This is a genomic window from Chitinibacter sp. GC72 (genome assembly GCF_009760905.1).
In the GTDB taxonomy this organism is placed as follows: domain Bacteria; phylum Pseudomonadota; class Gammaproteobacteria; order Burkholderiales; family Chitinibacteraceae; genus Chitinibacter.
On sequence record NZ_VIRW01000010.1, the window covers coordinates 17567 to 40174 of the forward strand.

The window sequence follows — 22608 nt, forward strand, 5'->3', positions numbered from 1 at the left end:
TCAACAGATCCCGGTTGGTATTTAAAAATGGCAAAGCTTGTTGGCTTTGCCATTTTTCTACATGTGCAATACCGGATTGAGCTTCTATACCGTGGCGTAGACCTTGGCCTCGCGCGGGATCAGATAGACGGTTTCGGCTACTTGCCAGGCGCCTTCCTGCTGGCGCTCGCGGGTTAATTCCACTTCGACCACGTCATGATCTGGCACTTCAACTTCCAAGCGTACTGTTGCACCAAGCAGACGGATATGCGTAATCGTGCCGCTAATTGCGCCCGGTGTGGCAATCCGGCTCAGGTCGATTTCATGCGGGCGTACATACACCGTGGCATGCTCACTGGTTTCAGTGGCTGCAAATTTAGCACTGCCCACTTGCGCCCAGCCTTCGTGGACGCGCGATTGAAATAGATTCACATCGCCCAAGAATTGATACACAAATGGGCTGGCTGGTGTGTCATACACTTCGCTTGGTGAGCCGATTTGTTCGATCTGGCCTTTGTTCATGACGACAACGCGGTCGGCGACTTCGAGTGCTTCTTCCTGATCGTGCGTTACAAACACCGAAGTCACATGAATCTCATCATGCAGGCGGCGCAACCAGCGGCGCAACTCTTTACGCACCTTGGTATCAAGCGCACCAAATGGCTCGTCGAGCAGCAATACTTTAGGCTCAACGGCCAGTGCTCGCGCCAGCGCAATCCGTTGGCGCTGTCCACCCGACAATTGCGCCGGATAACGATCGGCCAGCCAGTCGAGCTGCACCAGCTGTAGCAAATCGTGTACCTTGCGCTTGATTTCGGCATCCGATGGGCGAGTTGATTTCGGGCGTACGCGCAAACCAAAGGCGACGTTTTCAAATACCGTCATATGGCGGAAGAGGGCATAGTGCTGGAAGACAAAGCCCACTTGGCGTTCACGCACATGCCTGTCGGTAGTATCTTCGCCGTGGAACAAAATTTGCCCCGAATCGGGCGTTTCTAGGCCAGCAATCACGCGCAGCAAAGAGGTTTTGCCGCAACCCGAAGGCCCGAGTAGTGCCACCAATTCGCCCGATTCTACATTCAGGCTTAAATCATTCAGTGCTTTAAATTCGCCAAAAGTTTTGACGATATTACGAATTTCGATACTCATCATTTGCTCCTGCAGCCGGACAGGCTGCTGATTGGATCGTTGAGGGTCTGAAGCCGGAGCGAGAGCCCGTCAGCTTGCTGTGGCCGGAGCGCAGGCACCGCAGTGGACATCAAGTCCATGAGGATGCCGAGCACCGCCCGCAGCTAGATCACGGGAGTCGCAGCCCGGTTACACGGCCTCAATCGCATGTTTGCGATCTTCAATCGCCTGTTGTTCGGTACGCCATTCCACATAGCTCTTCAAGGCCAGCGTCAATAAAGCCAGCAAGGCCAGAATCGAAGCGCACGCAAAAGCGGCGACAAAGTTGTATTCGTTGTACAAAATCTCAACATGCAGCGGAATGGTATTGGTCATGCCGCGGATATGGCCGGATATCACCGATACCGCACCAAATTCACCCATCGCACGCGCATTGGCCAGAATCACGCCGTAGAGCAAGCCCCATTTGATGTTTGGCAATGTTACGTGCCAGAAGGTTTGCCAACCGGAAGCACCCAGCACGAGTGCCGCTTGCTCTTCATCGCTGCCTTGCGCTTCCATCAATGGAATCAATTCACGTGCAACAAATGGAAAAGTGACAAATACCGTGGCCAGCACAATGCCGGGTACAGCAAAGATGATCTTGATGTCGTTATCCATCAGCCAAGCCCCCCACCAGCCATGCGCGCCAAACAGCAGCACGTAGATCAGACCAGCGACGACGGGTGATACGGCAAACGGTAAATCGATCAGCGTGACCAGAATGCTTTTGCCTTTGAAATCAAACTTGGCAATCGCCCAAGCTGCCGCAACACCAAACACCAGATTCAGTGGCAGCGAAATAGCAGCCACGATCAAGGTCAATTGAATTGCCGAGAGCGCATCGCTTTCGATCAGCGCGTCTTTATATAAACCCCAGCCCTGATGCAGTGCTTCGTAAAAGACTGACAATAATGGAACGATCAGCAGGATAGCAATCAGCAACAAGGCAAGACCCGTCAGCAGATAACGCACCCACGCCGACTCAGTGGTAACAACTTTATTATTGAGATTGTTGATGGCGGTACTCATTATTTGCGTCTCCCTAGGCGTTTGGCCATCCACCACTGCAGGCCATTAATGAGTAAAAGGAGTCCGAAGGAAACGAGCAACATCACCACGGCAATGGCCGTAGCGCCCATGTAATCGTATTGCTCCAGTTTGGAAATAATCATCAGCGGTGTGATTTCAGATTTGAACGGCATATTGCCGGCAATGAAAATCACCGAACCAAATTCACCAATGGCGCGGGCAAAGGCCAAGGTAAAACCAGTGAGTAGGGCAGGGAAAATTGTTGGCAAAATCACCTTGCTAAAGATTTGCCAGCGGGTTGCGCCTAGGCTCGAAGCGGCTTCTTCCAATTCGCGCTCCATGTCTTCCAGAACGGGCTGGACGGTACGCACGACAAAGGGCAGCGTGATAAAGGTCAGCGCCAGCACAATCCCTAGCGGGGTAAATGCCACCTTGATGCCCAATTTATCCAAAGGCTCGCCCATTAAACCGTTTGGCGCGTACAGCGTTGCCAGCGCAATCCCGGCCACCGCGGTGGGCAGTGCAAATGGCAAATCGACCAGCGCATCAATAAATCGCTTGCCCGGAAATGGGTAACGTACCAATACCCAAGCAATCAGCATGCCGACGAATAAGTTGATCAATGCGGCAATCAGTGAGGCGCCAAAAGTGACTTTATAGGTGGCCACTACACGCGGCTCGGTCACAATGGCCCAGAAAGTAGCCCAATCCAGCCCCATTGTTTTGGCAAACAAGGCGGTCAAGGGCAATAGCACAATCAGCGAGAGATAGAGCAGGCTGTAGCCTAGGGCAAGATTAAAGCCCGGCAGTACACTGCTTTGTTTGAATTTCATTCCGTATACCTTGTGGTTAATCACATCGGTGGGGTATTGCCATCTAGATCAATTGCAGACTAACTTAGATGGCAATACCTCGATGTTTATTTCTTTTTGGCAATGTCAGCTGCGATCTGATCGTAAATTGCACCGTCATCAAAAAACTTTTTCTGCGCCGCTTTCAGGCCACCAAAATCAGCCACGCCAAAGAGTTTGATTGCCGGAAATTGCTTAGCGTATTTTGCAGCTACTGCTGTATTGCGCGGGCGTAGATAGTTTTGTGCTGCGATTTCTTGCCCTGGTACGCTCCACAAATAATTCAGGTATTCCGTTGCCACTTTGCGGCTGCCTTTTTTGTCGACCACTTTATCCACTACGGCGACAGGCAGATCGGCATCGATTGAAACGCTTGGATAAATCACCTCGAAATTACCGCGGCCAAATTCGCGCGCAATCATTTCGGCTTCGTTCTCAAACGTCACCAGTACGTCGCCAATCTGACGTTGCATAAAGGTGGTGGTTGCTGCGCGACCGCCGGCATCTAGTACCGGTACGTTGGCGAAGATGGCTTGCGTAAATTCGCGTGCCTTGGCCTCATTGCCACCGTTTTGTTTGAGCGCTGCGCCCCAGGCGGCAAGGAAGGTGTAGCGACCGTTGCCGCTGGTTTTCGGATTTGGCACGACCACTTGTACGCCAGCTTTAGCCAAATCATTCCAATCCTTGATGCCTTTCGGATTGCCCTTGCGGACAATCAGCACCTGCAAGCTGGAAAATGGTGCGGCTTCGTTCGGAAATTTCTTATCCCAGCCAGCGTTGATTTGCTTGCCTTTTTCCACAATTGCATCGATGTCGGTCGACATATTCATGGTGACTACATCGGCTTCAAGGCCATCAATCACTGAGCGCGCTTGCTTGCTTGAGCCGCCATGCGATTGCTGGATCGTTACTTTGTCACTAAATTTTGCGTCGTAATACTTGGCAAATGCAGGGTTGTAGTCTTTGTAAAAATCGCGCATGACGTCGTAGGACACATTGAGCAATGTGGTTTCAGCGAAAGTCACCGCTGATAATCCGCTTAGAATGAGGGCGAGTGAGAGTTTGCGTAGCATGGACATATTCCTCGGTTTTGTTCGAGATAGACTGTAACAAGGACCAATTAGCACAACAAGAAATATAAAGTTATTTTTATATAGCCATTATGTCTAAGTCATTAAAAAAAGGCCCTTTGTAGACAAAGGGCCAGAAAATTAATGTTCAAGCGTGGCGTTGAGATTAAAAATTAATTGTAGTACCTACGCGGATACGCCAGTCGTCGGTCAACTTTTTGTTTTTGACCAATGCATCAGGCAGATAGCCAAATTCTGCGTAGGGGCGGAAAGTTTTGTTGAGTTTGTACGTTGCGCCGACGTTGTGCTCGAATAGATCTTCGCTTTTATCTGGGTAGGCGTAGTCCGCGAGTTTGTGATCCCAACGGAAGTTGTAATAGGTATCGATTTCGGTGTTGACCGATTTGCGCAGCCACAAATCAGTGCGGGTGGTGTCATCGTTATCCCATTTTTTACTTAAATCTTTGGTGTCGCGAGTTTTATGTTCGTAGCGGAGTCGACCATCCAGGCGCCAAGTTGGGGCAAATGCCCAGTTTGCACGTAAGCCGACTTTAGCAATATCGCCGCTTGATTTGCTGTCCTGAAATAAAACGCTGGGGAGTAATGTCACAGTGTCATTGAGTTTATATTTGTAATACAGCTCGAACTCGGTTTCTTTCCAGCGAGCCTGATCGAGACCTTCACCGGCTTTGCTAGTATGGTCAACAACATATTCAACACCGCCACCAATGCCGTTGCTCAGCTCATGGCTGAGCAGATAGCGCGTTTCATATTTTTCCTGCTCGGTACGGTATTGCCCGCGTACGTCCAGGCTCGCGGCCTGTGCATTGAGTGCCAGTGCGGCCAGTACGGTGGCCAGTAGATATTTCTTGTTCATATTCAATCCCCTGTAGATGTTCAACTATCGTTCCAAGCGCGGCTGTGCTTGGCATGGGAAGGACTATATTGCAGTTTTGTTATATCAATTAATACTTTATTATTATTTTAATATTCCATTTTGCGTTGACTGCCATGCTGTTCGGTAATTTTTGATATATAGAAATAGTTAAATATAATTAAATAGAATATATTGGATGTGTTAGGGTTAGCTTACCGATCAAGGAAGATTTGGCACAAAGGAGAGGTGGCATGCAGGCATTGATTGTTGGCGCGGACCATCTAGGCAATATTCCGCAGACCCTGGCGCAATTCGGCATTACGGTGGGGCATCATGTGAGCGGGCGTAACCCGTCGCATCAGCGCAGCCCAAGCCATATCAATGGTATGGACGTGGTAATTCTGTTTACCGATTTCTTAAATCACAACGCCATGCGCAACTATCGCGATATTGCGCAAAAACGCAATGTCCGCTTTGTCGCCTGCCGCCGTTCAAGCTGCGATCTGACGCGCTCGCTGGAAAAAATCGGGGCAGTGAAAAGCCCACCCGCCGTGCATTGACGCAGCAGGTGATTGCAATAAACCGGTTTTATGGCTGCCTGCCATGATGGCGGGCAGGGCATAGCGCTTTATTGGATCAAGGCTTTGGTCTGCAAGCATCACAAACCCAGCTCGCTCAGGCCCGGATGATCATCGGGGCGGCGGCCTTGGGGCCAGTGAAATAGCCGCTCATCTTCACGAATCGGCAGATCGTTGATGCTGGCAAAGCGGCGCTGCATCAGGCCATGTGCATCGAATTCCCAGTTTTCATTGCCGTAAGAGCGAAACCATTGCCCGGCGGCATCGTGCCATTCATAGGCAAAGCGCACGGCAATGCGGTTGCCATCAAAGGCCCACAGCTCTTTGATCAGCCGGTATTCGTGTTCGCGCTGCCATTTACGCGTCAGAAATTCGACAATTTGCGCGCGGCCGCGCGGGAATTCATGGCGATTGCGCCAGACACTATCCTCGGTGTAAACGAGCGAAACCCGCTCGGGGTCGCGTGAATTCCAGCCGTCTTCGGCCAGCCGCACTTTCTGGGTGGCCGATTCAAGATCAAACGGCGGTAAGGGCGGGCGTTGTGTCATTTTTTACTCTCAATTAGCAATTAATCAGCTCGGCTTTGCAGCTCAATTCCCGGCATAGTCACAAAACCCGGCTGCGCCTCGATGCGCGCCAGCCACTGGCAAACGGCAGGGTATTGCTCTAGGGGTACTTTCCCTTCAATGCTTAGCGCGATATACGGGTAGAGGGCAATGTCGGCAATCGTGATCTGCGGCGCGGCCAGCCAAGGCTGTTGGCTGAGCGTGGTTTCCAGCACCGCCATTAATTGCGCGGTGATGGTTTCGGCTTCGGCCACCGTCACATTGCGCCCCCATTTATGAAAGAGCCGCAGTGCATTGGGCCCGCGCGTCACTTCATTGGCCGCCGTGGCAAGCCACGCCTGCACCTGCGCTTGGCCAGCCGGATCGCTCGGCAGCCAGAAGTCGGCCTGCGTGGCGCCATACTGGCGGGCGAGGTAAACCAGAATCGCCTGACTATCGCGCAGTACCACGTCGCCATCGACCAGTACCGGTACTTGGCCGAGCGGATTTTTCGCCAGAAACTCGGGCGATTTGTGTTCGCGCTCTGCGCCATTCACAGCAATACTCTGGTAGGGTATGCCCAGCAAAGACAGCATCAGTCTGACCTTGTGGCAATTACCCGATAGTGCAAATTCATAGAGCTGGATCATGTTTTTTTCCTTAATGACCAAGTGAGAATTACAAATCAAGTTCCAGCCGTGCCGACTTGGCGCGTGAAACGCAGATACACATTAGCCCGGCGCGTTCGCGTTCGTTCTGATTGAGCGCGTTATCGCGGTGCTCAACTTCACCTGCCAGCACTTTCACCGCACAGGTACCGCAATTGCCCACACCACAATCCGACAGCGTATCAACGCCGGCGGCTTGCACCGCTGCCAACACGGTTTGATCGGCAGCAATTGGAATAATGCGTTGCGAGCGGCGCAGCACCACTTCAAAGGCGCGGTTTTCGCCATGCGGCGCAGCGGCAAAGCGTTCGAAATGAATGCGGGCGGGGTCAATTTGCAATTGACTAGCAGTATCTTGCACTGCGCTAATCAAACCGCTCGGCCCACACACATACACCTCGGTGGTATTTTCCATTTCGCTGAGTAGTTTCGGCAGGTTAAGCGCATCACCTTCATCGCTAAAATAGGTCGTAATTTGCCCAGCCAAATCGCGTTGCAGGCGATCACCGTAGGCCATCTCGCGCCGGCTGCGCGCGGCATAGTGCAATGCAAATGTGCGACCCTGCGCTTTAAGCTGTTGCGCCATCGCCTTGATCGGCGTAATGCCAATACCGCCCGCGATTAGCAACACCGGTGCAGCGCTATCGTTCAGTGCAAAATCGTTCTTCGGCATGCTGCAATGCAGCGTCATGCCCAGCTGGTAATGTTGATGCACAAAAGCCGAGCCACCGTCTCCATCATCTTGGCGCAGCACGGCAATTTCGTAGATATCGCGGCGCGCTGGGTTGGATGCGATCGAGTAGTTGCGCACACTATCCTGACCATTTTTTAATTTAACCGGTACTTTCAGGTGCGAACCAGCAGCAACCGGCGGCAAATCTTCGCCCGCCGGATGGCGCAATTCATAGGCGCGGATTTGCGGGGTAAGTTGACGCACGCCGCTGATGACCAACGCTAATTCGCCGCTGCCCAAGCTATCAAGCGGTTCGGTGGCCTGCGGTTTAGCGCGCAGTGCCGCGAGTTCAGCCTGCAATGGCGCAATCAGTTGCTCGATATCGGCATCGGTATAGCGCGGCGTGATGTGCTGCGGGCAGTTCCAATCCCAGGCTTCGACGGTAATCACCATCGCGCGCTCGATGCGCGCGCGATAAGCCGGGCTTTCCAGCGCGGCGATCAGCTCGGGGTGGTCGATTTCATGCACGATGCGTACCCGACCCCATATTTTCAGGCGACGGCGGTTGGCGTAGTCCATCAGGATGATCGACACTTTGTCGTTGGTATTCAGATTGCCGACCGACAAATATTGCACATTGCCGCGAAAATCGGCAAAGCCCAGCGTATGTTCGTCCAGCACCTTTAAAAACCCGGCCGGGCCACCGCGGTGCTGCACATAAGGCCAGCCATTTTCGTTCACGGTGGCCATATAGAAGCTATCGCGCTCGGCGATAAACTCGGCCTCGCGCGCAGTGATTTCGCTGCGGCTGTCTTCCGCCAGCTCAAAGCCCAGATTGCCCTCGCGGCTGTGATAGCGGGTTTGGGCAGCTTTCACGCTATCGGTAAAAGTAATGGCGGCAAAGGCGCGTGGCATGGTGAAAATCCTCAGGACTGGTTCTTGAATCTGTTGCCCTTAGTATGTCGCCAGCCAGCGGGCGAGAGAATCACCATCGGCGTGAATTGATTATTGCTGCAAGTGGAATAAATAGTTTGTTTGCACAGAAAACAAAACCCAATATGACTGATGTAGATGGGTATATTGCTGCAGGTCATGCTAGTAGATGATTACTGCGACATACCCATGTATTGTTAAAAGGTGCAGCTTGCCACCTCTTCCTGTATCTGTGCACTGAGCGCCGAGTTTCGTTTGCTGAGAAATTCATTCAATAGTTGAGGATAGTCGGCTACGACTGCTTGCTGTACCGATGGCCGCTGCGCCAGCGCGCGTCGCCAGGCCTGCACTTGCGGCAGATGGTTTAGCGACACCAGTTCGCGAATGGCCTCAATGGCATCAAAGGCATCGAAATAGCGGAACACCGGGGCAAATACCGCGTCGACCAGCGTGAACTGCTCGCCGGCAAAATACGGGCCACTGCTCAGCGCCGCCTCAACTTGCGCCCATTTTTGCTGGATTTGCTGGGCTTTGAGTCGCAGGCTGGCTTCATCTTTGGCCGAATAGAAACCGGCAATGTCAGTCAAAATGGCCGAGCCCAGTTCCATCCAGCCGCGATGCCGAGCGCGCAAGAGTGGGTCGGCCGGGTGCAGCTGCGGATCCTGCGTTTCATCCAGATATTCACAAATCACCGCCGATTCAAAAATCGCGGTGTCGCCCACTTGCAAGACCGGCACTTTGCCTAGCGGCGAGATGGCCAGAAACCAATCCGGCTTGTTAGCCAGATCGATGTTTTTGCGCGTAAACGGCACGCCTTTTTCCAGCAGCACGATGGCGGCGCGTTGTACGTAGGGGCAGAGTAGGTGGCTGACCAGCGTGAGTGATTGCGGCATTTTTGATTTCCTTGTTGGGTGTAATTTGCGTTAGTCTAGGCTTGCTTTATTGCAATCAACATAAGCAGGAGTGCAGACCATGAATGCAAAAACGCAATACCATTTGGCGAGCCAAGACCTGGAGTTTTTGCTGGCTGTCACACGGGGCGGCACGCTGGCCGCTGCTGCCGAACGGTTGGGGGTTGATGCCTCAACGGTTTTCCGCAGCATCCAGCGCATTGAAAAAGGGCTGGGACAACGCCTGTTCGAGCGCAGCAAAGCGGGGTATTTCCCGACTGAAATGGCGCAAATCCTGGCCGGGCACGCCGAGCAAATGGAAATCGCGCTTGAATCGGCGCGCTCGGCCGCGCAACTGCAGCCCGAAGATGTGGCTGGCAGTGTGCGCATTACCACTACCGATTCGATCTTGCACGGGCTCATCGCCCCCGAGCTTGATGTGCTCTCCACGTTGCATCCGCAGCTGAGCTTTGACTTGCACACTGGCAATGAGCTGGCCAACCTAACCCGGCGCGACGCCGATATTGCCATCCGCGCCACCCGCAAGCCGCCGCAACATCTGGTGGGCAAACACCTGGGCAGCATCAAAGTGGCGCTGTTTGCAGCGCAAAACAGCCCCTATACCGACTTGCCTGCGGTGATCGAGCATCACGCACCGTGGATTGCGCCTGACGACGCGCTGCCCGATCATCCGACGGTGATCTGGCGCAAAAAGCATTACCCCAAAATCACGCCGCGCTACCGAGTGAACAGTATTTTAACGGTGGTGGAATTGATCGAACGCGGCATGGGCGTGGGCATGGTGCCGACATTTCTGGCCGCCACGCGCCCCCAACTGCGCGCTTTGACGCCGGTACTGGATGAATGTGCCACCGACCTGTGGCTGCTCACCCACCCCGAATCCCGCCACCTACGCCGCGTGGCCACGGTGTTTAGTCATCTGGCGAAAAATATCCGGCTGGATTGATGGTCTGGATAGGCAATACACGTCGGCATTTTGAGCCAGCAACTGGCACCGCTTAGCTGGCCTGCGGATTGCCCGGCCAAGCCTGCATGGCAAGGTCAGCCATTTTGAGCAAGTCTGCCGTGCTTGCACCATCAATCGCCTGCACCGACATGCCTTGAATTATGCCCGCATAAAACCCAGCTAGCGCGTGGATATCCAGATCTACCGGCAAATCACCATCCTGCTGCCCTTGCTGCAGACGCGCCAGCATCATCGCGCGGGTATTGCGGCGATGATCGGCGGTCAATTCGCCAATCGCGGCATTGGCCTCGGCGCAGCGCAGCACTCCGCTGGCAATCGGGCAGCCGGGGGGGTGATCGGGCGCGGTAAATTGTTCGGCCGCACCGCGCAACATGCTGTCCAGCCCAATGCGCGCCGTGGCAGCTTGGGCGAGCAAAGCGCCAATACGCTCGTATTGCTGCGCCAAATACAGATCAATCGATTCACGATACAGAGCAGGCTTGGACTCAAAGGCGGCATACAGGCTGGGCGCATTGATACCTAGCGTGCTGGTCAGGTCGTTCAGCGACGTACCTTCATAGCCCTTGGCCCAGAACAAATGCAGCGCTAATTCAAGCGCTTGTGTGCGATCAAATGCTCTGGGTCGACCACGCGATTTTTTATTTTCCATATCGATCACTACAAAATTTATTGACGACGCCATCTTAGCTTGATTATATTGTGTATCGTTTACTACATAAATAGGATTAAAGACGATGCAAGAGACCCAAACCCGACATGGCAGCCACTATCAACTGCAGCGCAATGGCGATGCATTTCAATTGCAGCACATGCCAAGGCAGTTACCCGATTTGGCCGCCGATCAAGTTTTGATTCAGGTCGGCGCAGTGAGCCTCAATTACCGTGATTTGCTGATTTTGCGCAATGCGGCCCAAGACACCGTTGATGGCCAGATTCCGCTGTCGGACGCGGCAGGAACGGTAATCGCTGTTGGAAGCAGGGTGAGCCGCTGGCAAGTCGGCGATCGCGTAGCGCCGAACTTTTTTGCCCATTGGCACAGCGGTAAATATCAGGCAAAGCATTATGTGCAAGGTGCTTTGGGAGGCTCGCAAACTCCTGGTGTGCTTGCCGAGCATATTGTGGCCAGCGAAGACGCGATTGTGGCCATTCCTGCACACCTAAGCTTGCAAGAAGCCGCAACCTTGCCGTGCGCTGCAGTGACTGCCTGGCATGCGCTGTTTGAGCGCGGCCAACTGCAAGCTGGGGAAACGGTGCTGATTCAGGGTACCGGCGGTGTTGCACTGTTTGCCTTGCAACTGGCGGTGGCACAAGGCGCCAAAGTCATCATCACCTCGTCGTCAGATGAAAAACTGGCGCGCGCCAAAGCGTTGGGTGCCTGGCACACCATCAACTATCACCATCAGGCCAACTGGGATGAAATTGCGCTCACCCTCACAGACGGCGTCGGTGTTGATCATATTCTGGAGCTAGGCGGCCCCGACACTTACGCGCGCTCGATTAATGCGCTGGCCTCTGGCGGGCAGATTCATCAGATCGGCGTGCTTACCGGCTTTGGCCCCACGCCCAATTTATGGCCGCTGCAAGCCAAAAATGCGCAGATCAACGGCATTTTGGTCGGCTCGGTGGCGCACTTTACCGCGCTCAATGCCTTTCTGAGCCAACACCAGATTATCCCGGTAATTGACCGGCAGTTTGCCTATGCCGAGGCTGGCGCGGCGTTTGACTACCTCGCCAGCGCCCAGCATTTCGGCAAAGTCGTTATCAACGTTCACCCCTAAGCCCAACCACCCCACAGAGGATTAAGCATGACCCCATTTCAGCTGCACACCATCGCCACCGCCCCGGCCGGCAGCCAAAGCTTGTTACAAGCGGCGCAGACCAATTACGGCTTTGTGCCCAATTTATTCGCCCATATGGCCGAATCGCCTGCGCTGCTGGAAGGCTATCTGGCGCTCACGCAGATTTTTAACCACACCAACTTAAGCGAAACCGAAAAACAGATCATTATGATGACGGCCAATCGGCTCAATCGCTGCGACTATTGCATGGCCGCGCACACCACCATCGCCAAAGCCGCCGTGCCCGCCGAGGTGATCGCCGCGCTGCGCAACAACACGCCGATTGCCGATGCCAAGCTCGAAGCCTTGCGCCAATTCACCATCCAAGTTGTCGAAAGCCGCGGCTGGCCCACCGCGCAGGAAGTCGCCAGCTTCATCGCCGCTGGCTACAGCCAGCAAACGGTGTTCGAGGTAATTTTGGGTACTAGCCTGAAAATCTTGTCCAACTACACCACCAGCGTGGCCGATACACCGTTAGACGCGGTCTTTGCCACCGACCGCTGGCCGGCCGCCTAAGCTGGGCATGGATAGCCAGATCACCCCGATCATGGCTATCCTATTGCAACCCACCGTAAGCGGAACCGCCACCATGCCGACCGTAGATCAACTCAAAGGCCTCGGGCCAAAAAGCCGCGCCATGCTGGCGAAAATCGGCATCACCACCGCCGCGCAAGTGCGCGCCGCCGATGCCTTTGCACTGTATGCCCAGCTGCAACAAGTGGTGCCGAATCTATCGCTGAATATGCTGTATGCCCTGATCTGCGCGCAGGAAGACCTGCCTTGGCAGCGAATCAAATACGAGCGCAAAACCGAAATACTGCTGCGGCTGGATGATCTGGGGTTGGCTTCCAAGCGGAAATAGCGGCAAATTTTGATTGGGTATGCCATCGTAGGTCAATCAATATATGGTCTGCAGGGATATACCTATTAGTCTCTGCAAACCAGAAACCTAGGTTGTTTCTCCCATCCGCAGGTTTAATCTACATCGCAGTTGCACTGTAGCCATTACGTACTCAGGGCTGCAGTGCATGGCCGCAACGCGGCCTAAGCTAATTGCGAGGCGGGTGCTAGGGTATAGCCCTGCGGCATATGGCCGAGCAAGTTCGCGTATTGCTCGATTAGCTGGCGATTTTTCCGCCCCAACTCACCTGCGCCCAAAGCCGGGGCGCGGCTGGCGTCGACTTCGTAATTATTGGCGCGGAAAATTTGCTCAAATTGCGCATCGGCCAAATCCCGTGCGTACGGACGGGTTTGCAGCGACAAATCGGCAATCGCCTGAATCGCGTTTTCACGGCTAAAGCGCGCAAAGCCGCGAAAGCGAAAGGTCTCATCCACATGCCGATCGCTGTGCGCAATCAGCGCATCCATCATCGCATACGGTAGTTGATGTAATTGCGCGAGAGGCAACAGCACGCTGAACGACAGCTGCGCAAACTCAGGAAAATCGCCTTCCAATTGCCGAGCCAGAGGTGCAGCGCCCAGTTGAAAATCGAGCAACACCCGCTCGCCCGCCAATTCAACGACTTGCACCAACTCGATCTGGCGCTGCGCAAAACGCAGCGTCGCCAATTGCGCCAACACCGCAGCCGCCACATTAGCCGCGCTCGCTGGGCGCGCAGTGGCGCGTAATTCATCCCTTTGCTGAGTGAGCAAGGGCAAATCGTGGTGATTACTAAACACCGCGCTGGTTTTGCCCGCGCCATTGCGCACCGTTAGTAGCTCGCGCACCTCGTGTTCACGCGCTTTTTTAATCGCCAAAAAAGCGGTCTGGATGATTTCAGAAGTTGGGGTGTCGGCATCAATGCGCCATTTTCTGCCGTACACCAGCTTATGCTCACGGAGGGTATTGCTGCGATCATAATTCTCGCGCCCAATCAGCCCCACTTGCAAATACACGCCATTGGCATCCTGCCCAGCAAACAGCGGCGTATGCGCGTCAAAATCAATCTGCGCCAACAACGCCGACACACTTTCTACCGTGTGCTGATAGCGCAAATAATGCTGCGAAATCCAGCGCTGGCCATTGGCCAACGTCAGCTGCGGCGCCAGAGGCATCACGCGCTCGCCGAGCACATTTGGGATAGGGTTTAGCGTATGTAGCGTCATCACAGTCGTCATCCAAAACAATGACGCTATTGTGGTTGATGACGATAAAAAGAAGAATAACTCTAAAATGCAATATATTGTTGTGATTAATGGAATAATTTGAAGCCAAAAAAGCCCAGCACGCTGGGCTTAGTGGCGGCTATCGACCCAGAGCCGACATGTCACTTAGTCACGATATTACTTGGACACCAGTAAATGAACGTCATTTTGCTGTGCCCACTGCTTTGCGATTTCTAGAACTGTAGGCTTAGTAAAGTAAAAACCGTACGTGTAGTCCCAACCTTCGTAGAAAGCACAATCGTACTCAGGAAGCACAACGTGAAAATGACGTGCACCCTTTCTATGACGCCAGTGCCTGAAAATTTCACCGCCATGGGGTTTGCAGTAATTGGCAAGATATTTTACGGATGTGAAGCTTCTAAAAATAAAGTTATTTTTTTCCCTGCCGCGTTGGGTAAAAGACAGTACTTCTGTGTTCGCAATTAACGATTTGCAAAAACCAGCGAGTAGGGATTCTCTTCGGGCGTGCTCAACAGCAGGAACATTTTCTAATAGCTGGTTAGCTTCATCACGCGTGAGCCAGTGGTCAAAAGTTGAGACTGCAAGTCGTTGCAAATTATCTTTAACCGTATCCTCTTGAATATCAATTAACCATGGAAACTGCAAATTCAGCTCTCGCTGACGAAGTCGTGAAACATTAAGAACTTTACATCGTGCCATTGTTTCTCTTTTAATCTCTTTGAATACATTTGATGCACAGCAGTATGAACTTCCGCTTCTGGCCGATTGCAGCCAATTTCATTTCAACGATTGTAATGATTTTCAGTGCCTACGGCACTATGTTTTTGTAGCGCGTTCCGCCGCGCAGACAGGCAAGGAGCTTTGCGTCGCCAAAGCCCCCCGAGGCGAAGTCGGCTCTGCCGTGCTGGCCTTAGGCCACGGTCTTCGCTAAGGCAGCAAGCTGCCAAGCTTCGCCACGCCTCAATCGTCGCGAGCCTAGGTCTCGCTCCTCAATCGGCCTTCGCTTTAACGGGAATTCAAGCCCCAGATTAACCATCACGGCATATACCCACCGTGGTGTTTCACTAAGGGCCAATCATTCTTTAGATTAGCCAGATATACCCTTGGTTTGGCTTCGCCTTTAGCTGCACTTCGTCTAGTCGATCATTTTGAACAGAGTCTGTCGGCTGAAGCCGACCCTACAGTTACAGCTAATTAGAACGAGATGCCCGTGGAGACGCGCGGTTTGAAAAAGTTATGGCGAGGCATGGCGCAGCTTGGCAACTTGTTGCCTTAGCAGAGACTGTGGCCTTGGGTCATTTTAAGACGCGATTTGTTTGAGCCACGCGACGTTAGCGCGTGGCGAGTTGAAGCGGCGCCTCGCCATGGCTATTTCAAACGGGGTTTCGCGGCACTCGGGCAGGCGAGACCAGCAAGGTACGGAGCAAGACCCGTCCCTTGCTGGCTTTGGCCAGATTCGGCGCTTAGCTTGTCATCACCACGGCTTGTTGGCCAACAGTGATCACGCGGCCGCCTTGGCTTGCGGCGTAGCTGTTGGCAGTTTGCGCATCGGCAAACCACAATTTCAGTTGCGCCGCGCCGGTATCAAGGTATTGCCATGCGGCCAAATCAGTGGCGCTGAGCGTGCTTAATTGGGGTTTGAATTTCTCCCAACTTGGATAACCCGCTTCCAGTGCCAATAGGCGCAGAATATGTTTACGCTGCAATTGCTGGCGCTGCGCGTACAGCGTGACCAGCGATTTGGCTTCAATTGCGCCCGCTTGAATTAAGCGCCGCAAAATGGGCAAGGCAATGGCAGGTGAATCGGATTGCGCTGCGCGCTGCAAGCGCCGCGCTTGGCGCAAGATAAATTGCACCGCAGGTGTTTCGTGATGAGTAGAGGCAGAATTAGGCATACCAGCTCCAAAATAAGTGACCATTCTCGCTGTGGGTCACGGAGGGTATGCAAGCAATGGGCTTGCGCGATGAAACTGGTGTTTGCACTTTCGCGAGCTGGGCGACCAGTCAGCCCAGATGCGTATGCTAATCAATGCCGCCGAAAAATGGAAGATTCGCTTGCTCGGTGGAACTTAAACGATCACTGATTTTGCAGCGATGTCCAAATCTCATCCCAGTCTGCATCCTGAATCACGCCTTCGCGCGTCAGCGTGATTTCGCCATTTTTGCCGATCACAAAGACGGTTGAGTCGTTTTTCAATTCGCCAAAGCTGTCTTGATGCGCTGAATCGGGCCGCCATAGCAGCGGAAATTGCTCGTCTTTGGGGGTGGTGGCGCGCACCAGTTCGGCGTAGCTGCGAAACAGCTCTGGCTTGCTGTCTAGGCCGACACCAATCACATTAAAACGACTGGCTTTATTAGCTTTGTAAAATTCCCGGATCAGCTTGAAGTTGTACACACAGGTGGTGCAACCCGCTTTAAAAAACACCAGCAAAACGGTTTGGTCTTTAGCGCGCACTTGCGCCAGATTCACCGCTTTGCCGCTGATGACATCGCGCCCTTGTAGTGTCGGTGCCGCATACACGCTGCTGCAGATTAAACTGAACCACACAGCACTGAGCCAGAATTTTTTCATTGTGAATCCTATGGTGGGTTTATTGAGAAGCACGCGCGCGGAACAGCACACGATCGAGCGCCCAACGTTGCAGCGGGATCGCGATCAGCGCCAGCAACATTAAACCCCATTCAAGATGATCTTGCACCGCGCTGGGCATGTCTTTTAACACATGGTAGTACGAGACGAGCGCTACGGCATTGAGCGCGAAGAGTCCCAGCGCAGACAGGCGGGTAAATAGGCCCAGCACCAGCAACACCGGCAAGATGAGTTCGCCAGCCGTTCCCCCGAAGGCCGCCAATTGCGGCGACAGCAAGGGAACGTGGTATTCGTCGCTGAACAACATCAGCGTGGTATCCCAATCGGCGATTTTGGTCAGGCCCGACATAAAAAAGATTTTGCCGATATACACGCGCAGAGCCAAATCGGCGAGCGGTGCAATGGCGTTGAGCGGTGTCGCTTGCGCTAAGCGTTGAAGCAATGGGGATGAAAGCATAATGAAGTCCTTTATTGGATGCTGCGGTTTAGTCGATTCCGCGTTAAAAATCTAACAAAAAAAATCCCCTTGCTAAGCAAGGGGCAAAGAGGAAGGAGATTCGATGCGACTTAAGGGTTACAACGGCGTGAGCGAACCCTTCATCGCCAAGCAACTGCCTTTGGCGACTAGTTTCCACTCTTTACCATCACGGTCTTTCTTGGCCATGCCGGCACAAGAGTGACCGTTGGCGGCACAATCATTCGCGCCCGCTTTGGCGACGCCAAAGCATTTTTCTTTGCTGGGGTCAGCGGCCAGGCTAGGCTGGCTGGCGAGCGCCAGCACTGCGGTCATGGCACCGGCCAAAATCAGTTGTCTGCGATCCATCTTTTTGATCCTTTAGTGAATGCTGTGGCTGAGCAAGCTATGCAGCCCACGGAGCGGGGTGAGTAATTCGTCGTCAAATCCATGGCGCAGTTGCAAAAAATCGGGCTGATTCAGGTACACCCAAACTTGCCCGTGGCAGTCTTGGCTCACCAAGGCTTTCAGTGGTAAATCCAAACCGGTGCTGCTGGCTGAATTAATTAAAGCGGTGCCGATTTTTGGGTGCCCAAAGATCAATAATTGCGTGGGGGCCAATTCCAATTGCTGCTGCTTGGCCTGCGCTTGATGATCGATTTGGGCAAAAATCGTCGCGCCTTTGCTCTGAATCGCGGAACTTAAGCGGGCAATCGTTTCGCTAAAGTCATACGCCGAGGCGATTTTGTCGATGCCAAAGGCGTTCGGTTCTTCACACATGGACTACACCCCTGCTTGTGCCAACCAAACCGGCAATTGGCCAGATTGATCAAGGGCTAATAAATCGGTAAAACCACCGACGTGTCGATCACCAATAAAAATCTGCGGGACCGAGCGACGCGCGGTGCGCTCTACCATGGTGGCAAATTCGTCTGGATTTTGATCAACTAAAATTTTGTTCACGGCTAAACCTTTGCGCGCGAGCAAATTTTCAGCCTGAACGCAAAATGGGCAAGAACGGGTGCTGTAGAGGGTGATGGTTGACATGTTGCGTCTCCTTTTTCTTAAACCATTGCGCTCGCCAGAGCGAACTAGCAACTGGATATGACGGGTATATCGCCAAGATCATTTCTGATCATTGTATGTGGCGATATACCCATGGGTTAATTACAAATCTTTCGGTGCTTTATCCTTGATCGACGGCCATTCCATATTGGCTTTCTTCAGATTGCCCGGCACGTCTTCCAGCCATTTCTTCTGTACTTCTTTATTCACATTCAGGTACAGCTTGCCATCCACAATCTTCCAAGCTTGTGGATCACCATCCAACTTCTTGTCCAAAGCCACGCCCATCGCGCAGAAGCCGCCAAACTGGGGTGCGTATTGCGCTGGGTTCGCAGTGAACTTGTCGCGGTTGGCTTTGCTAGCAAAGTGATAAGTCACGCCATCGTGCTGCGCGCTGTAAGCGGCATTGCCCAAGGTTGGCGCTTTAGCGGTGAAGTACGCCACTGGGTCGTAGCCTTTCAGGCCAACGCCTTGTTCGTCCACATTCACTGAGGCGGTCGACGTTTCGTCATAGGCCATGGCAGTGCTCGGTACAGCCGCCAAGAATGCGAAGCCAGACATCAAAGTTGCGGCGATCAGGGTTTTGCGAAGATTCAACATGGGATAAGTCCTTTTAAAAAATAAATAGTCAGTCGTGAGGGTGTTACGGGTTAAATCATTAATTAAGCTAAAGTCACTTTCGGGAAGTCGATTTCCAGGCGGCTGGCTTTGCCCAAGATATTGGTCAGCAAATTCATGCCGACGTGGGTAATAATCTCGACGATGTCCGCATCGCTAAAACCAGCGTTACGCGCTTCGATCAATTCGGCGGTGGTGATTTCGCCTTTGTGCTCAGCCAAAGAGCGCGCCAATTCCACGGCAATCGCCGCTTTCGCGTCTTGGCTAGTACCGGCACGGTTAGCCGCGATTTCGTCGCCATTCAAACCTGCGCCTTTACCGATTGCGGTGTGCGCTGACAGGCAGTATTCGCAAGAATTTTGCTGCGCCAAAGCTAGGGCGATACGTTCACGCGTTTGCAAATCTAGGCTGCCTTCTTTCGCAATGCCGTGCAGACCGAGGAAGGCGCGCAGTGCAGCGGGTGAATTGGCAAACACTTTCAAGAAGTTCGGCACAATGCCCAGCTGAGCGTGGATGGCATCAAACAAAGCTTGTTGTTCGGCAGTTGCAGTTTCAGTAGTAACGACGTTAATGCGGCTCATGATTTTTTCCTTTAGATTTAAGAAGTTCACTCGGTGTTGAGCGAATGAGTGCATTGTGCCGATCTTCACTTGAAAGAAGAATCCACATGAATGACAATAGATTGTTGCTAAAAATGGAATAAATCATGGATCGCTTTCATCAGATGACCGTCTATGTGGCGGTGGCCGAAACCGAGAGCTTTGCCGCCGCAGCGCGCAAGCTGGCGATGTCGCCGCCAGCAGTCACCCGCGCAGTGGCTGCCTTGGAAGAAGATTTGGGCGTGAAACTGTTAAACCGCACCACGCGCTATGTGCGAGTAACCGATGCAGGGCAACGCTATCTGGACGATGCGCGGCGGATTTTGGCCGAAGTGCAAGAAGCGGACGAAGTGGCTGCCGGCATTAACGCCGAGCCGCGCGGCCATCTGACCATTACCGCACCAGTGCTATTTGGCCAGTTGTATGTGATGCCGCAGGTAGTGAAATTTTTGCAGCGCTACCCGGATGTCGATGTGTCGGCAATGTTTCTCGATCGGGTGGTGAATATGCTCGAAGAAGGCGTGGACGTGGGTATCCGCATCGGCGCTTTGCCCGACAGCACGATGCGGGCAATACGGGTGGGGCAAGTGCGCCGCGTACTGTGCGCCTCGCCCGAATATTTGGCGCAATATGGCATCCCGCAAACCCCGCAAGATTTGCTGCAGCACCAGATCGTAGCCGCCAGCAGCATTAGCCCCACGGTGGAATGGAAGTTTGGCGAAGATGAGCACAGCAAAGTCGTGCGCATCAAACCGCGCATTACCGTCACCAGTAATGATGGGGCGATTTCAGCGGTGCGCCATGGCGCGGGAATTACGCGCCTGATGTCGTATCAGGTGGCGGCGCATTTGCAGAGCGGCGAACTCAAAACGGTACTGGGTGAATTTGAAGCCAAACCATTGCCGATTCATGTGGTACACCGCGAAGGCCGCCATGGCTCGGCCAAGATTCGCGCTTTTGTTGATTTTATGGCGCAGGCACTCAAAGAAAACAGCGCGCTTAACTAGGTACCGTCTTGCCCTCATGCAAACCCTGCCATGGAGCGATCAGCGCGCTGCTGCTGGCCCGCGTGCTTACTGGCTGCGTACGTTGAGCCAGTTTTGCCGCCCGAACGGGTTGACGACATAGCCTGAGACTTTGGGCGTGGTAATCACCGAAGTTAGCGGGTGCGCCAGCGGTATCCACAAAGCTTGCTGTGCGATGATTTTTTGCGCGGCCTGATATTGATTGCTGCGCTCATTGATATTGGCCGTGGTGCGGCCTTTCTTGATCAGTGCATCGAGCTGTGGCAGGCAGAAACGGGCGAAATTGAGCCCCGATTCGAGCGAGGCGCAGGCAAATTGCGGCGTCAGGAAATTATCCGGGTCACCATTGTCGCCGCTCCAGCCCATAAACAGAATGTCATGTTCGCCCGCTTTGGCACGCTTGATTAATTCACCCCATTCAATGGTTTTTAGCTCGGCGCGAACGCCGATTTTCGCCAGATCGGCTTGCAGCAATTCGCCACCCAGCCGTGGATTCGGGTTCAGTGTGCTGCCTGCCGGACGAATCCAGATTGTGGTATCAAAGCCATTGGGAAAGCCGGCTTTAGCGAGCAGCGCTTTGGCCTTGGTTGAGTTGTAGCTGGTTTCCTTGTCGCCCAGATAGCTCCACGTTGCAGGTGGCAGCGGGCTATTGGCCGCAGTCGCGGTGCCTTGGAAAACTTGATTTAGATAGGTTTTCTGGTCGAAAGCCAGTTTGAGCGCCTGACGGACTTCCACCTTGTCCAAGGGTTTGTGCTGCGTATTGAGTGCGACAAAAGCGGTGGCAAACATCGGTGTGCTGAGCACTTTCAGGTTTTTATCCTGCTGCGCGGCGGTGATTTCCTGCGGTTTGGGGCCGAGCGCAATCTGGCATTCGCCAGCTTTGACTTTTTGTACCCGCACCACCGGATCCGGGGTGATGGCGTAGATTAATTTATCCGATTTGGGCTTGCCGCCAAAATACTGTGGGTGGGCATCAAAGCGGATTACGGCGTCTTTTTGAAAGCTGCGCAATGCAAATGGGCCGGTGCCAATCGGTTTGCTGTTGAACGCATTTTGCTGATTTGTGGCCAGTAGCTGGGCGGCGTATTGCGCTGAATAAATCGACGCAAAACCCATGCTCAGCAAGGGCAGGAAAGTGGCGTCGGCCTGCTGCAAAGTAAATTGCACGGTCAAATCGTCGATTTTGCGGATGTCCTTAACCAGCTTGCCTAACCCAAATGATTGGGCGTGCGGGTAGCCGTTGGGGGCGCTGGCATGCCAGGGGTGATTGGGGTCGAGCATGCGCTGGAAGCTGAAAATGACATCGTCGGCATTCAGAGCCCGGGTGGGCTGGAAATAATCGGTGCGCTGAAACGCCACCTTCGCTCGCAGCTTGAAAGTGTATTGCAGCCCATCTGCGCTCACTTGCCATTGTTGCGCCAGGCTGGGCACCAGCTTGCCGCTACTGGCATCGTATTCAAGCAGCCGGTTGAAAATGGTGTCGGCCGCCGCGTTGGTATTGGTCAGCGAATTGTATTGCACCACGTCAAAACCATCGGGGCTGGCTTCGGTGCACACGGTCAAGGCTTTGCTGTGTGATATACCGCTAAGGAGTATGCCGATTAAGGCAATGGCTGGATTGATGTTCATGAATATACCTCTGGTTTTTAAATCGGCTAAGGCTGTGTTGTTGTTCTTGATGTCGCCGTGTTTGTTGCTAGCGATGCTGCTGTTCTTCCGGTGCCAGCAGCGCGTATCCGTATTTATTTAGTATTTCTTTGGCTTTTGCCAGCTGTTTATCGCTACGCGAGACCTTGTGTTCTTTGCTGGCGGGGATATGTACATCTAGGCCGTATTGTTGCAGCCAACTGCGGATCAATTGCAGGCTTTTTTCTCCCAGGCCCGGGATATGCAGCAGATGCCGGTAACTGATTGCAGCTACTTCTTGCGGGGTAAAGTATTCGCGGTCCAAATGATTTTTTAGCGCATTGATCTGCCGATTGGTCAGTGGGGCATAACAGCCATCAAAGTCGCTGGCTGCTGGACTTTGTTTTCGATGCAT

Annotated in this window: 28 protein-coding genes; 6 read left to right on the plus strand and 22 right to left on the minus strand. The window is 53.4% G+C overall.

Annotated elements, in window-relative coordinates:
- Positions 1–84: 84 nt before the first annotated feature.
- The 5 genes from FLS37_RS10045 to FLS37_RS10065 all read right to left on the minus strand — a co-directional run bounded on the left by FLS37_RS10045 (position 85) and on the right by FLS37_RS10065 (position 4976).
- A complete protein-coding gene (locus FLS37_RS10045) occupies positions 85–1128 on the minus strand; it encodes a sulfate/molybdate ABC transporter ATP-binding protein (RefSeq protein ID WP_157669865.1) in 1044 nt (347 codons plus the stop codon).
- Between the two features lie 168 nt (positions 1129–1296).
- Positions 1297–2178 (minus strand): sulfate ABC transporter permease subunit CysW, encoded by an 882-nt coding sequence (gene cysW / locus FLS37_RS10050; RefSeq protein WP_157669764.1) that lies wholly within the window; start codon positions 2176–2178, stop codon positions 1297–1299.
- Positions 2178–3011, minus strand: coding sequence for a sulfate ABC transporter permease subunit CysT (gene cysT, locus FLS37_RS10055; protein WP_157669765.1), 834 nt, complete (start codon positions 3009–3011; stop codon positions 2178–2180). The genes cysW and cysT overlap by 1 nt, the downstream gene beginning before the upstream one ends.
- A gap of 86 nt (positions 3012–3097) precedes the next feature.
- On the minus strand, positions 3098–4102 hold the full coding sequence (locus FLS37_RS10060; RefSeq protein ID WP_157669766.1) for a sulfate ABC transporter substrate-binding protein: 1005 nt from the start codon (positions 4100–4102) through the stop codon (positions 3098–3100).
- 163 nt (positions 4103–4265) lie between these two features.
- Positions 4266–4976 (minus strand): oligogalacturonate-specific porin KdgM family protein, encoded by a 711-nt coding sequence (locus FLS37_RS10065; RefSeq protein ID WP_157669767.1) that lies wholly within the window; start codon positions 4974–4976, stop codon positions 4266–4268.
- A 251-nt stretch (positions 4977–5227) separates the two neighbouring features.
- Between FLS37_RS10065 and FLS37_RS10070 the strand changes: the two genes are divergently transcribed.
- Positions 5228–5536 (plus strand): DUF2325 domain-containing protein, encoded by a 309-nt coding sequence (locus FLS37_RS10070; protein ID WP_157669768.1) that lies wholly within the window; start codon positions 5228–5230, stop codon positions 5534–5536.
- A 98-nt stretch (positions 5537–5634) separates the two neighbouring features.
- Here the strand turns inward: FLS37_RS10070 and FLS37_RS10075 are convergent, their stop codons facing one another.
- The 4 genes from FLS37_RS10075 to FLS37_RS10090 form a co-directional block, all read right to left on the minus strand.
- Entirely contained in the window at positions 5635–6102 is a 468-nt protein-coding gene (locus tag FLS37_RS10075) for a nuclear transport factor 2 family protein (protein ID WP_157669769.1), read from the minus strand.
- Between the two features lie 20 nt (positions 6103–6122).
- On the minus strand, positions 6123–6749 hold the full coding sequence (locus FLS37_RS10080; RefSeq protein ID WP_157669770.1) for a glutathione S-transferase family protein: 627 nt from the start codon (positions 6747–6749) through the stop codon (positions 6123–6125).
- A 28-nt stretch (positions 6750–6777) separates the two neighbouring features.
- The gene (locus tag FLS37_RS10085) at positions 6778–8355 is read right to left on the minus strand and encodes a pyridoxamine 5'-phosphate oxidase family protein (RefSeq protein WP_157669771.1); all 1578 of its coding nucleotides are present in this window, start codon (positions 8353–8355) and stop codon (positions 6778–6780) included.
- 215 nt (positions 8356–8570) lie between these two features.
- Complete coding sequence (locus FLS37_RS10090) at positions 8571–9266, minus strand: glutathione S-transferase family protein (RefSeq protein ID WP_157669772.1); 696 nt, start codon at positions 9264–9266, stop codon at positions 8571–8573.
- 79 nt (positions 9267–9345) lie between these two features.
- Here FLS37_RS10090 and FLS37_RS10095 point away from each other — a divergent pair, with 79 nt between their 5' ends.
- Positions 9346–10230 (plus strand): LysR family transcriptional regulator, encoded by an 885-nt coding sequence (locus tag FLS37_RS10095; RefSeq protein WP_157669773.1) that lies wholly within the window; start codon positions 9346–9348, stop codon positions 10228–10230.
- Between the two features lie 52 nt (positions 10231–10282).
- Here the strand turns inward: FLS37_RS10095 and FLS37_RS10100 are convergent, their stop codons facing one another.
- The gene (locus FLS37_RS10100; protein ID WP_157669774.1) at positions 10283–10900 is read right to left on the minus strand and encodes a TetR/AcrR family transcriptional regulator; all 618 of its coding nucleotides are present in this window, start codon (positions 10898–10900) and stop codon (positions 10283–10285) included.
- Between the two features lie 85 nt (positions 10901–10985).
- On the opposite strand from FLS37_RS10100, the gene FLS37_RS10105 reads away from it, so the two are divergent.
- The 3 genes from FLS37_RS10105 to FLS37_RS10115 all read left to right on the plus strand — a co-directional run bounded on the left by FLS37_RS10105 (position 10986) and on the right by FLS37_RS10115 (position 12951).
- Positions 10986–12029 (plus strand): NAD(P)-dependent alcohol dehydrogenase, encoded by a 1044-nt coding sequence (locus FLS37_RS10105; RefSeq protein WP_198314572.1) that lies wholly within the window; start codon positions 10986–10988, stop codon positions 12027–12029.
- A 27-nt stretch (positions 12030–12056) separates the two neighbouring features.
- Positions 12057–12605, plus strand: coding sequence for a carboxymuconolactone decarboxylase family protein (locus FLS37_RS10110; protein ID WP_157669775.1), 549 nt, complete (start codon positions 12057–12059; stop codon positions 12603–12605).
- A 73-nt stretch (positions 12606–12678) separates the two neighbouring features.
- Complete coding sequence (locus tag FLS37_RS10115; RefSeq protein ID WP_157669776.1) at positions 12679–12951, plus strand: TfoX/Sxy family DNA transformation protein; 273 nt, start codon at positions 12679–12681, stop codon at positions 12949–12951.
- Between the two features lie 182 nt (positions 12952–13133).
- On the opposite strand, the gene FLS37_RS10120 is transcribed toward FLS37_RS10115, so the two are convergent.
- From FLS37_RS10120 to FLS37_RS10165, 10 genes are all read right to left on the minus strand, one after another.
- Entirely contained in the window at positions 13134–14198 is a 1065-nt protein-coding gene (locus tag FLS37_RS10120; protein ID WP_157669777.1) for a hypothetical protein, read from the minus strand.
- A 174-nt stretch (positions 14199–14372) separates the two neighbouring features.
- A complete protein-coding gene (locus FLS37_RS10125; RefSeq protein ID WP_157669778.1) occupies positions 14373–14915 on the minus strand; it encodes a hypothetical protein in 543 nt (180 codons plus the stop codon).
- A 764-nt stretch (positions 14916–15679) separates the two neighbouring features.
- A complete protein-coding gene (locus FLS37_RS10130; protein WP_157669779.1) occupies positions 15680–16111 on the minus strand; it encodes a hypothetical protein in 432 nt (143 codons plus the stop codon).
- A 182-nt stretch (positions 16112–16293) separates the two neighbouring features.
- Positions 16294–16788, minus strand: coding sequence for a peroxiredoxin (locus FLS37_RS10135; RefSeq protein WP_157669780.1), 495 nt, complete (start codon positions 16786–16788; stop codon positions 16294–16296).
- 19 nt (positions 16789–16807) lie between these two features.
- Positions 16808–17263 carry a DoxX family protein gene (locus FLS37_RS10140; RefSeq protein WP_157669781.1) on the minus strand — a complete coding sequence of 152 codons (456 nt, stop codon included), beginning with the start codon at positions 17261–17263 and terminating at the stop codon, positions 16808–16810.
- A gap of 117 nt (positions 17264–17380) precedes the next feature.
- On the minus strand, positions 17381–17629 hold the full coding sequence (locus FLS37_RS10145) for a DUF2282 domain-containing protein (RefSeq protein WP_157669782.1): 249 nt from the start codon (positions 17627–17629) through the stop codon (positions 17381–17383).
- A 12-nt stretch (positions 17630–17641) separates the two neighbouring features.
- On the minus strand, positions 17642–18040 hold the full coding sequence (locus FLS37_RS10150) for a DUF302 domain-containing protein (protein ID WP_157669783.1): 399 nt from the start codon (positions 18038–18040) through the stop codon (positions 17642–17644).
- A 3-nt stretch (positions 18041–18043) separates the two neighbouring features.
- Positions 18044–18307 carry a glutaredoxin 3 gene (gene grxC, locus FLS37_RS10155; RefSeq protein WP_157669784.1) on the minus strand — a complete coding sequence of 88 codons (264 nt, stop codon included), beginning with the start codon at positions 18305–18307 and terminating at the stop codon, positions 18044–18046.
- A gap of 120 nt (positions 18308–18427) precedes the next feature.
- Complete coding sequence (locus tag FLS37_RS10160; protein ID WP_198314573.1) at positions 18428–18925, minus strand: YHS domain-containing (seleno)protein; 498 nt, start codon at positions 18923–18925, stop codon at positions 18428–18430.
- 62 nt (positions 18926–18987) lie between these two features.
- Positions 18988–19524, minus strand: a complete 537-nt coding sequence (locus FLS37_RS10165) for a carboxymuconolactone decarboxylase family protein (protein ID WP_157669785.1) — start codon at positions 19522–19524, stop codon at positions 18988–18990.
- 125 nt (positions 19525–19649) lie between these two features.
- On the opposite strand from FLS37_RS10165, the gene FLS37_RS10170 reads away from it, so the two are divergent.
- Positions 19650–20549, plus strand: coding sequence for a LysR family transcriptional regulator (locus FLS37_RS10170; RefSeq protein ID WP_157669786.1), 900 nt, complete (start codon positions 19650–19652; stop codon positions 20547–20549).
- Positions 20550–20615: 66 nt separating this feature from the next.
- On the opposite strand, the gene FLS37_RS10175 is transcribed toward FLS37_RS10170, so the two are convergent.
- The gene (locus FLS37_RS10175; RefSeq protein WP_157669787.1) at positions 20616–22196 is read right to left on the minus strand and encodes an ABC transporter substrate-binding protein; all 1581 of its coding nucleotides are present in this window, start codon (positions 22194–22196) and stop codon (positions 20616–20618) included.
- A 67-nt stretch (positions 22197–22263) separates the two neighbouring features.
- Positions 22264–22608, minus strand: coding sequence for a hypothetical protein (locus FLS37_RS10180; protein WP_157669788.1), 345 nt, complete (start codon positions 22606–22608; stop codon positions 22264–22266).

What these genes read in the sequence shown, in the direction of transcription:
- FLS37_RS10130 (WP_157669779.1), bottom strand. Translation starts at nt 16,111, where the DNA reads ATGCCTAATTCTGCCTCTACTCATCACGAAACACCTGCGGTGCAATTT.
- cysT (WP_157669765.1), bottom strand. Translation starts at nt 3,011, where the DNA reads ATGAAATTCAAACAAAGCAGTGTACTGCCGGGCTTTAATCTTGCCCTA.
- FLS37_RS10115 (WP_157669776.1), top strand. Translation starts at nt 12,679, where the DNA reads ATGCCGACCGTAGATCAACTCAAAGGCCTCGGGCCAAAAAGCCGCGCC.
- FLS37_RS10100 (WP_157669774.1), bottom strand. Translation starts at nt 10,900, where the DNA reads ATGGAAAATAAAAAATCGCGTGGTCGACCCAGAGCATTTGATCGCACA.
- FLS37_RS10095 (WP_157669773.1), top strand. Translation starts at nt 9,346, where the DNA reads ATGAATGCAAAAACGCAATACCATTTGGCGAGCCAAGACCTGGAGTTT.
- FLS37_RS10085 (WP_157669771.1), bottom strand. Translation starts at nt 8,355, where the DNA reads ATGCCACGCGCCTTTGCCGCCATTACTTTTACCGATAGCGTGAAAGCT.
- cysW (WP_157669764.1), bottom strand. Translation starts at nt 2,178, where the DNA reads ATGAGTACCGCCATCAACAATCTCAATAATAAAGTTGTTACCACTGAG.
- FLS37_RS10175 (WP_157669787.1), bottom strand. Translation starts at nt 22,196, where the DNA reads ATGAACATCAATCCAGCCATTGCCTTAATCGGCATACTCCTTAGCGGT.
- FLS37_RS10125 (WP_157669778.1), bottom strand. Translation starts at nt 14,915, where the DNA reads ATGGCACGATGTAAAGTTCTTAATGTTTCACGACTTCGTCAGCGAGAG.
- FLS37_RS10180 (WP_157669788.1), bottom strand. Translation starts at nt 22,608, where the DNA reads ATGCATCGAAAACAAAGTCCAGCAGCCAGCGACTTTGATGGCTGTTAT.
- FLS37_RS10105 (WP_198314572.1), top strand. Translation starts at nt 10,986, where the DNA reads ATGCAAGAGACCCAAACCCGACATGGCAGCCACTATCAACTGCAGCGC.
- FLS37_RS10160 (WP_198314573.1), bottom strand. Translation starts at nt 18,925, where the DNA reads ATGTTGAATCTTCGCAAAACCCTGATCGCCGCAACTTTGATGTCTGGC.
- FLS37_RS10090 (WP_157669772.1), bottom strand. Translation starts at nt 9,266, where the DNA reads ATGCCGCAATCACTCACGCTGGTCAGCCACCTACTCTGCCCCTACGTA.
- FLS37_RS10170 (WP_157669786.1), top strand. Translation starts at nt 19,650, where the DNA reads ATGGATCGCTTTCATCAGATGACCGTCTATGTGGCGGTGGCCGAAACC.
- grxC (WP_157669784.1), bottom strand. Translation starts at nt 18,307, where the DNA reads ATGTCAACCATCACCCTCTACAGCACCCGTTCTTGCCCATTTTGCGTT.
- FLS37_RS10145 (WP_157669782.1), bottom strand. Translation starts at nt 17,629, where the DNA reads ATGGATCGCAGACAACTGATTTTGGCCGGTGCCATGACCGCAGTGCTG.
- FLS37_RS10140 (WP_157669781.1), bottom strand. Translation starts at nt 17,263, where the DNA reads ATGCTTTCATCCCCATTGCTTCAACGCTTAGCGCAAGCGACACCGCTC.
- FLS37_RS10135 (WP_157669780.1), bottom strand. Translation starts at nt 16,788, where the DNA reads ATGAAAAAATTCTGGCTCAGTGCTGTGTGGTTCAGTTTAATCTGCAGC.
- FLS37_RS10165 (WP_157669785.1), bottom strand. Translation starts at nt 19,524, where the DNA reads ATGAGCCGCATTAACGTCGTTACTACTGAAACTGCAACTGCCGAACAA.
- FLS37_RS10045 (WP_157669865.1), bottom strand. Translation starts at nt 1,128, where the DNA reads ATGAGTATCGAAATTCGTAATATCGTCAAAACTTTTGGCGAATTTAAA.
- FLS37_RS10080 (WP_157669770.1), bottom strand. Translation starts at nt 6,749, where the DNA reads ATGATCCAGCTCTATGAATTTGCACTATCGGGTAATTGCCACAAGGTC.
- FLS37_RS10065 (WP_157669767.1), bottom strand. Translation starts at nt 4,976, where the DNA reads ATGAACAAGAAATATCTACTGGCCACCGTACTGGCCGCACTGGCACTC.
- FLS37_RS10070 (WP_157669768.1), top strand. Translation starts at nt 5,228, where the DNA reads ATGCAGGCATTGATTGTTGGCGCGGACCATCTAGGCAATATTCCGCAG.
- FLS37_RS10075 (WP_157669769.1), bottom strand. Translation starts at nt 6,102, where the DNA reads ATGACACAACGCCCGCCCTTACCGCCGTTTGATCTTGAATCGGCCACC.
- FLS37_RS10150 (WP_157669783.1), bottom strand. Translation starts at nt 18,040, where the DNA reads ATGTGTGAAGAACCGAACGCCTTTGGCATCGACAAAATCGCCTCGGCG.
- FLS37_RS10110 (WP_157669775.1), top strand. Translation starts at nt 12,057, where the DNA reads ATGACCCCATTTCAGCTGCACACCATCGCCACCGCCCCGGCCGGCAGC.
- FLS37_RS10060 (WP_157669766.1), bottom strand. Translation starts at nt 4,102, where the DNA reads ATGCTACGCAAACTCTCACTCGCCCTCATTCTAAGCGGATTATCAGCG.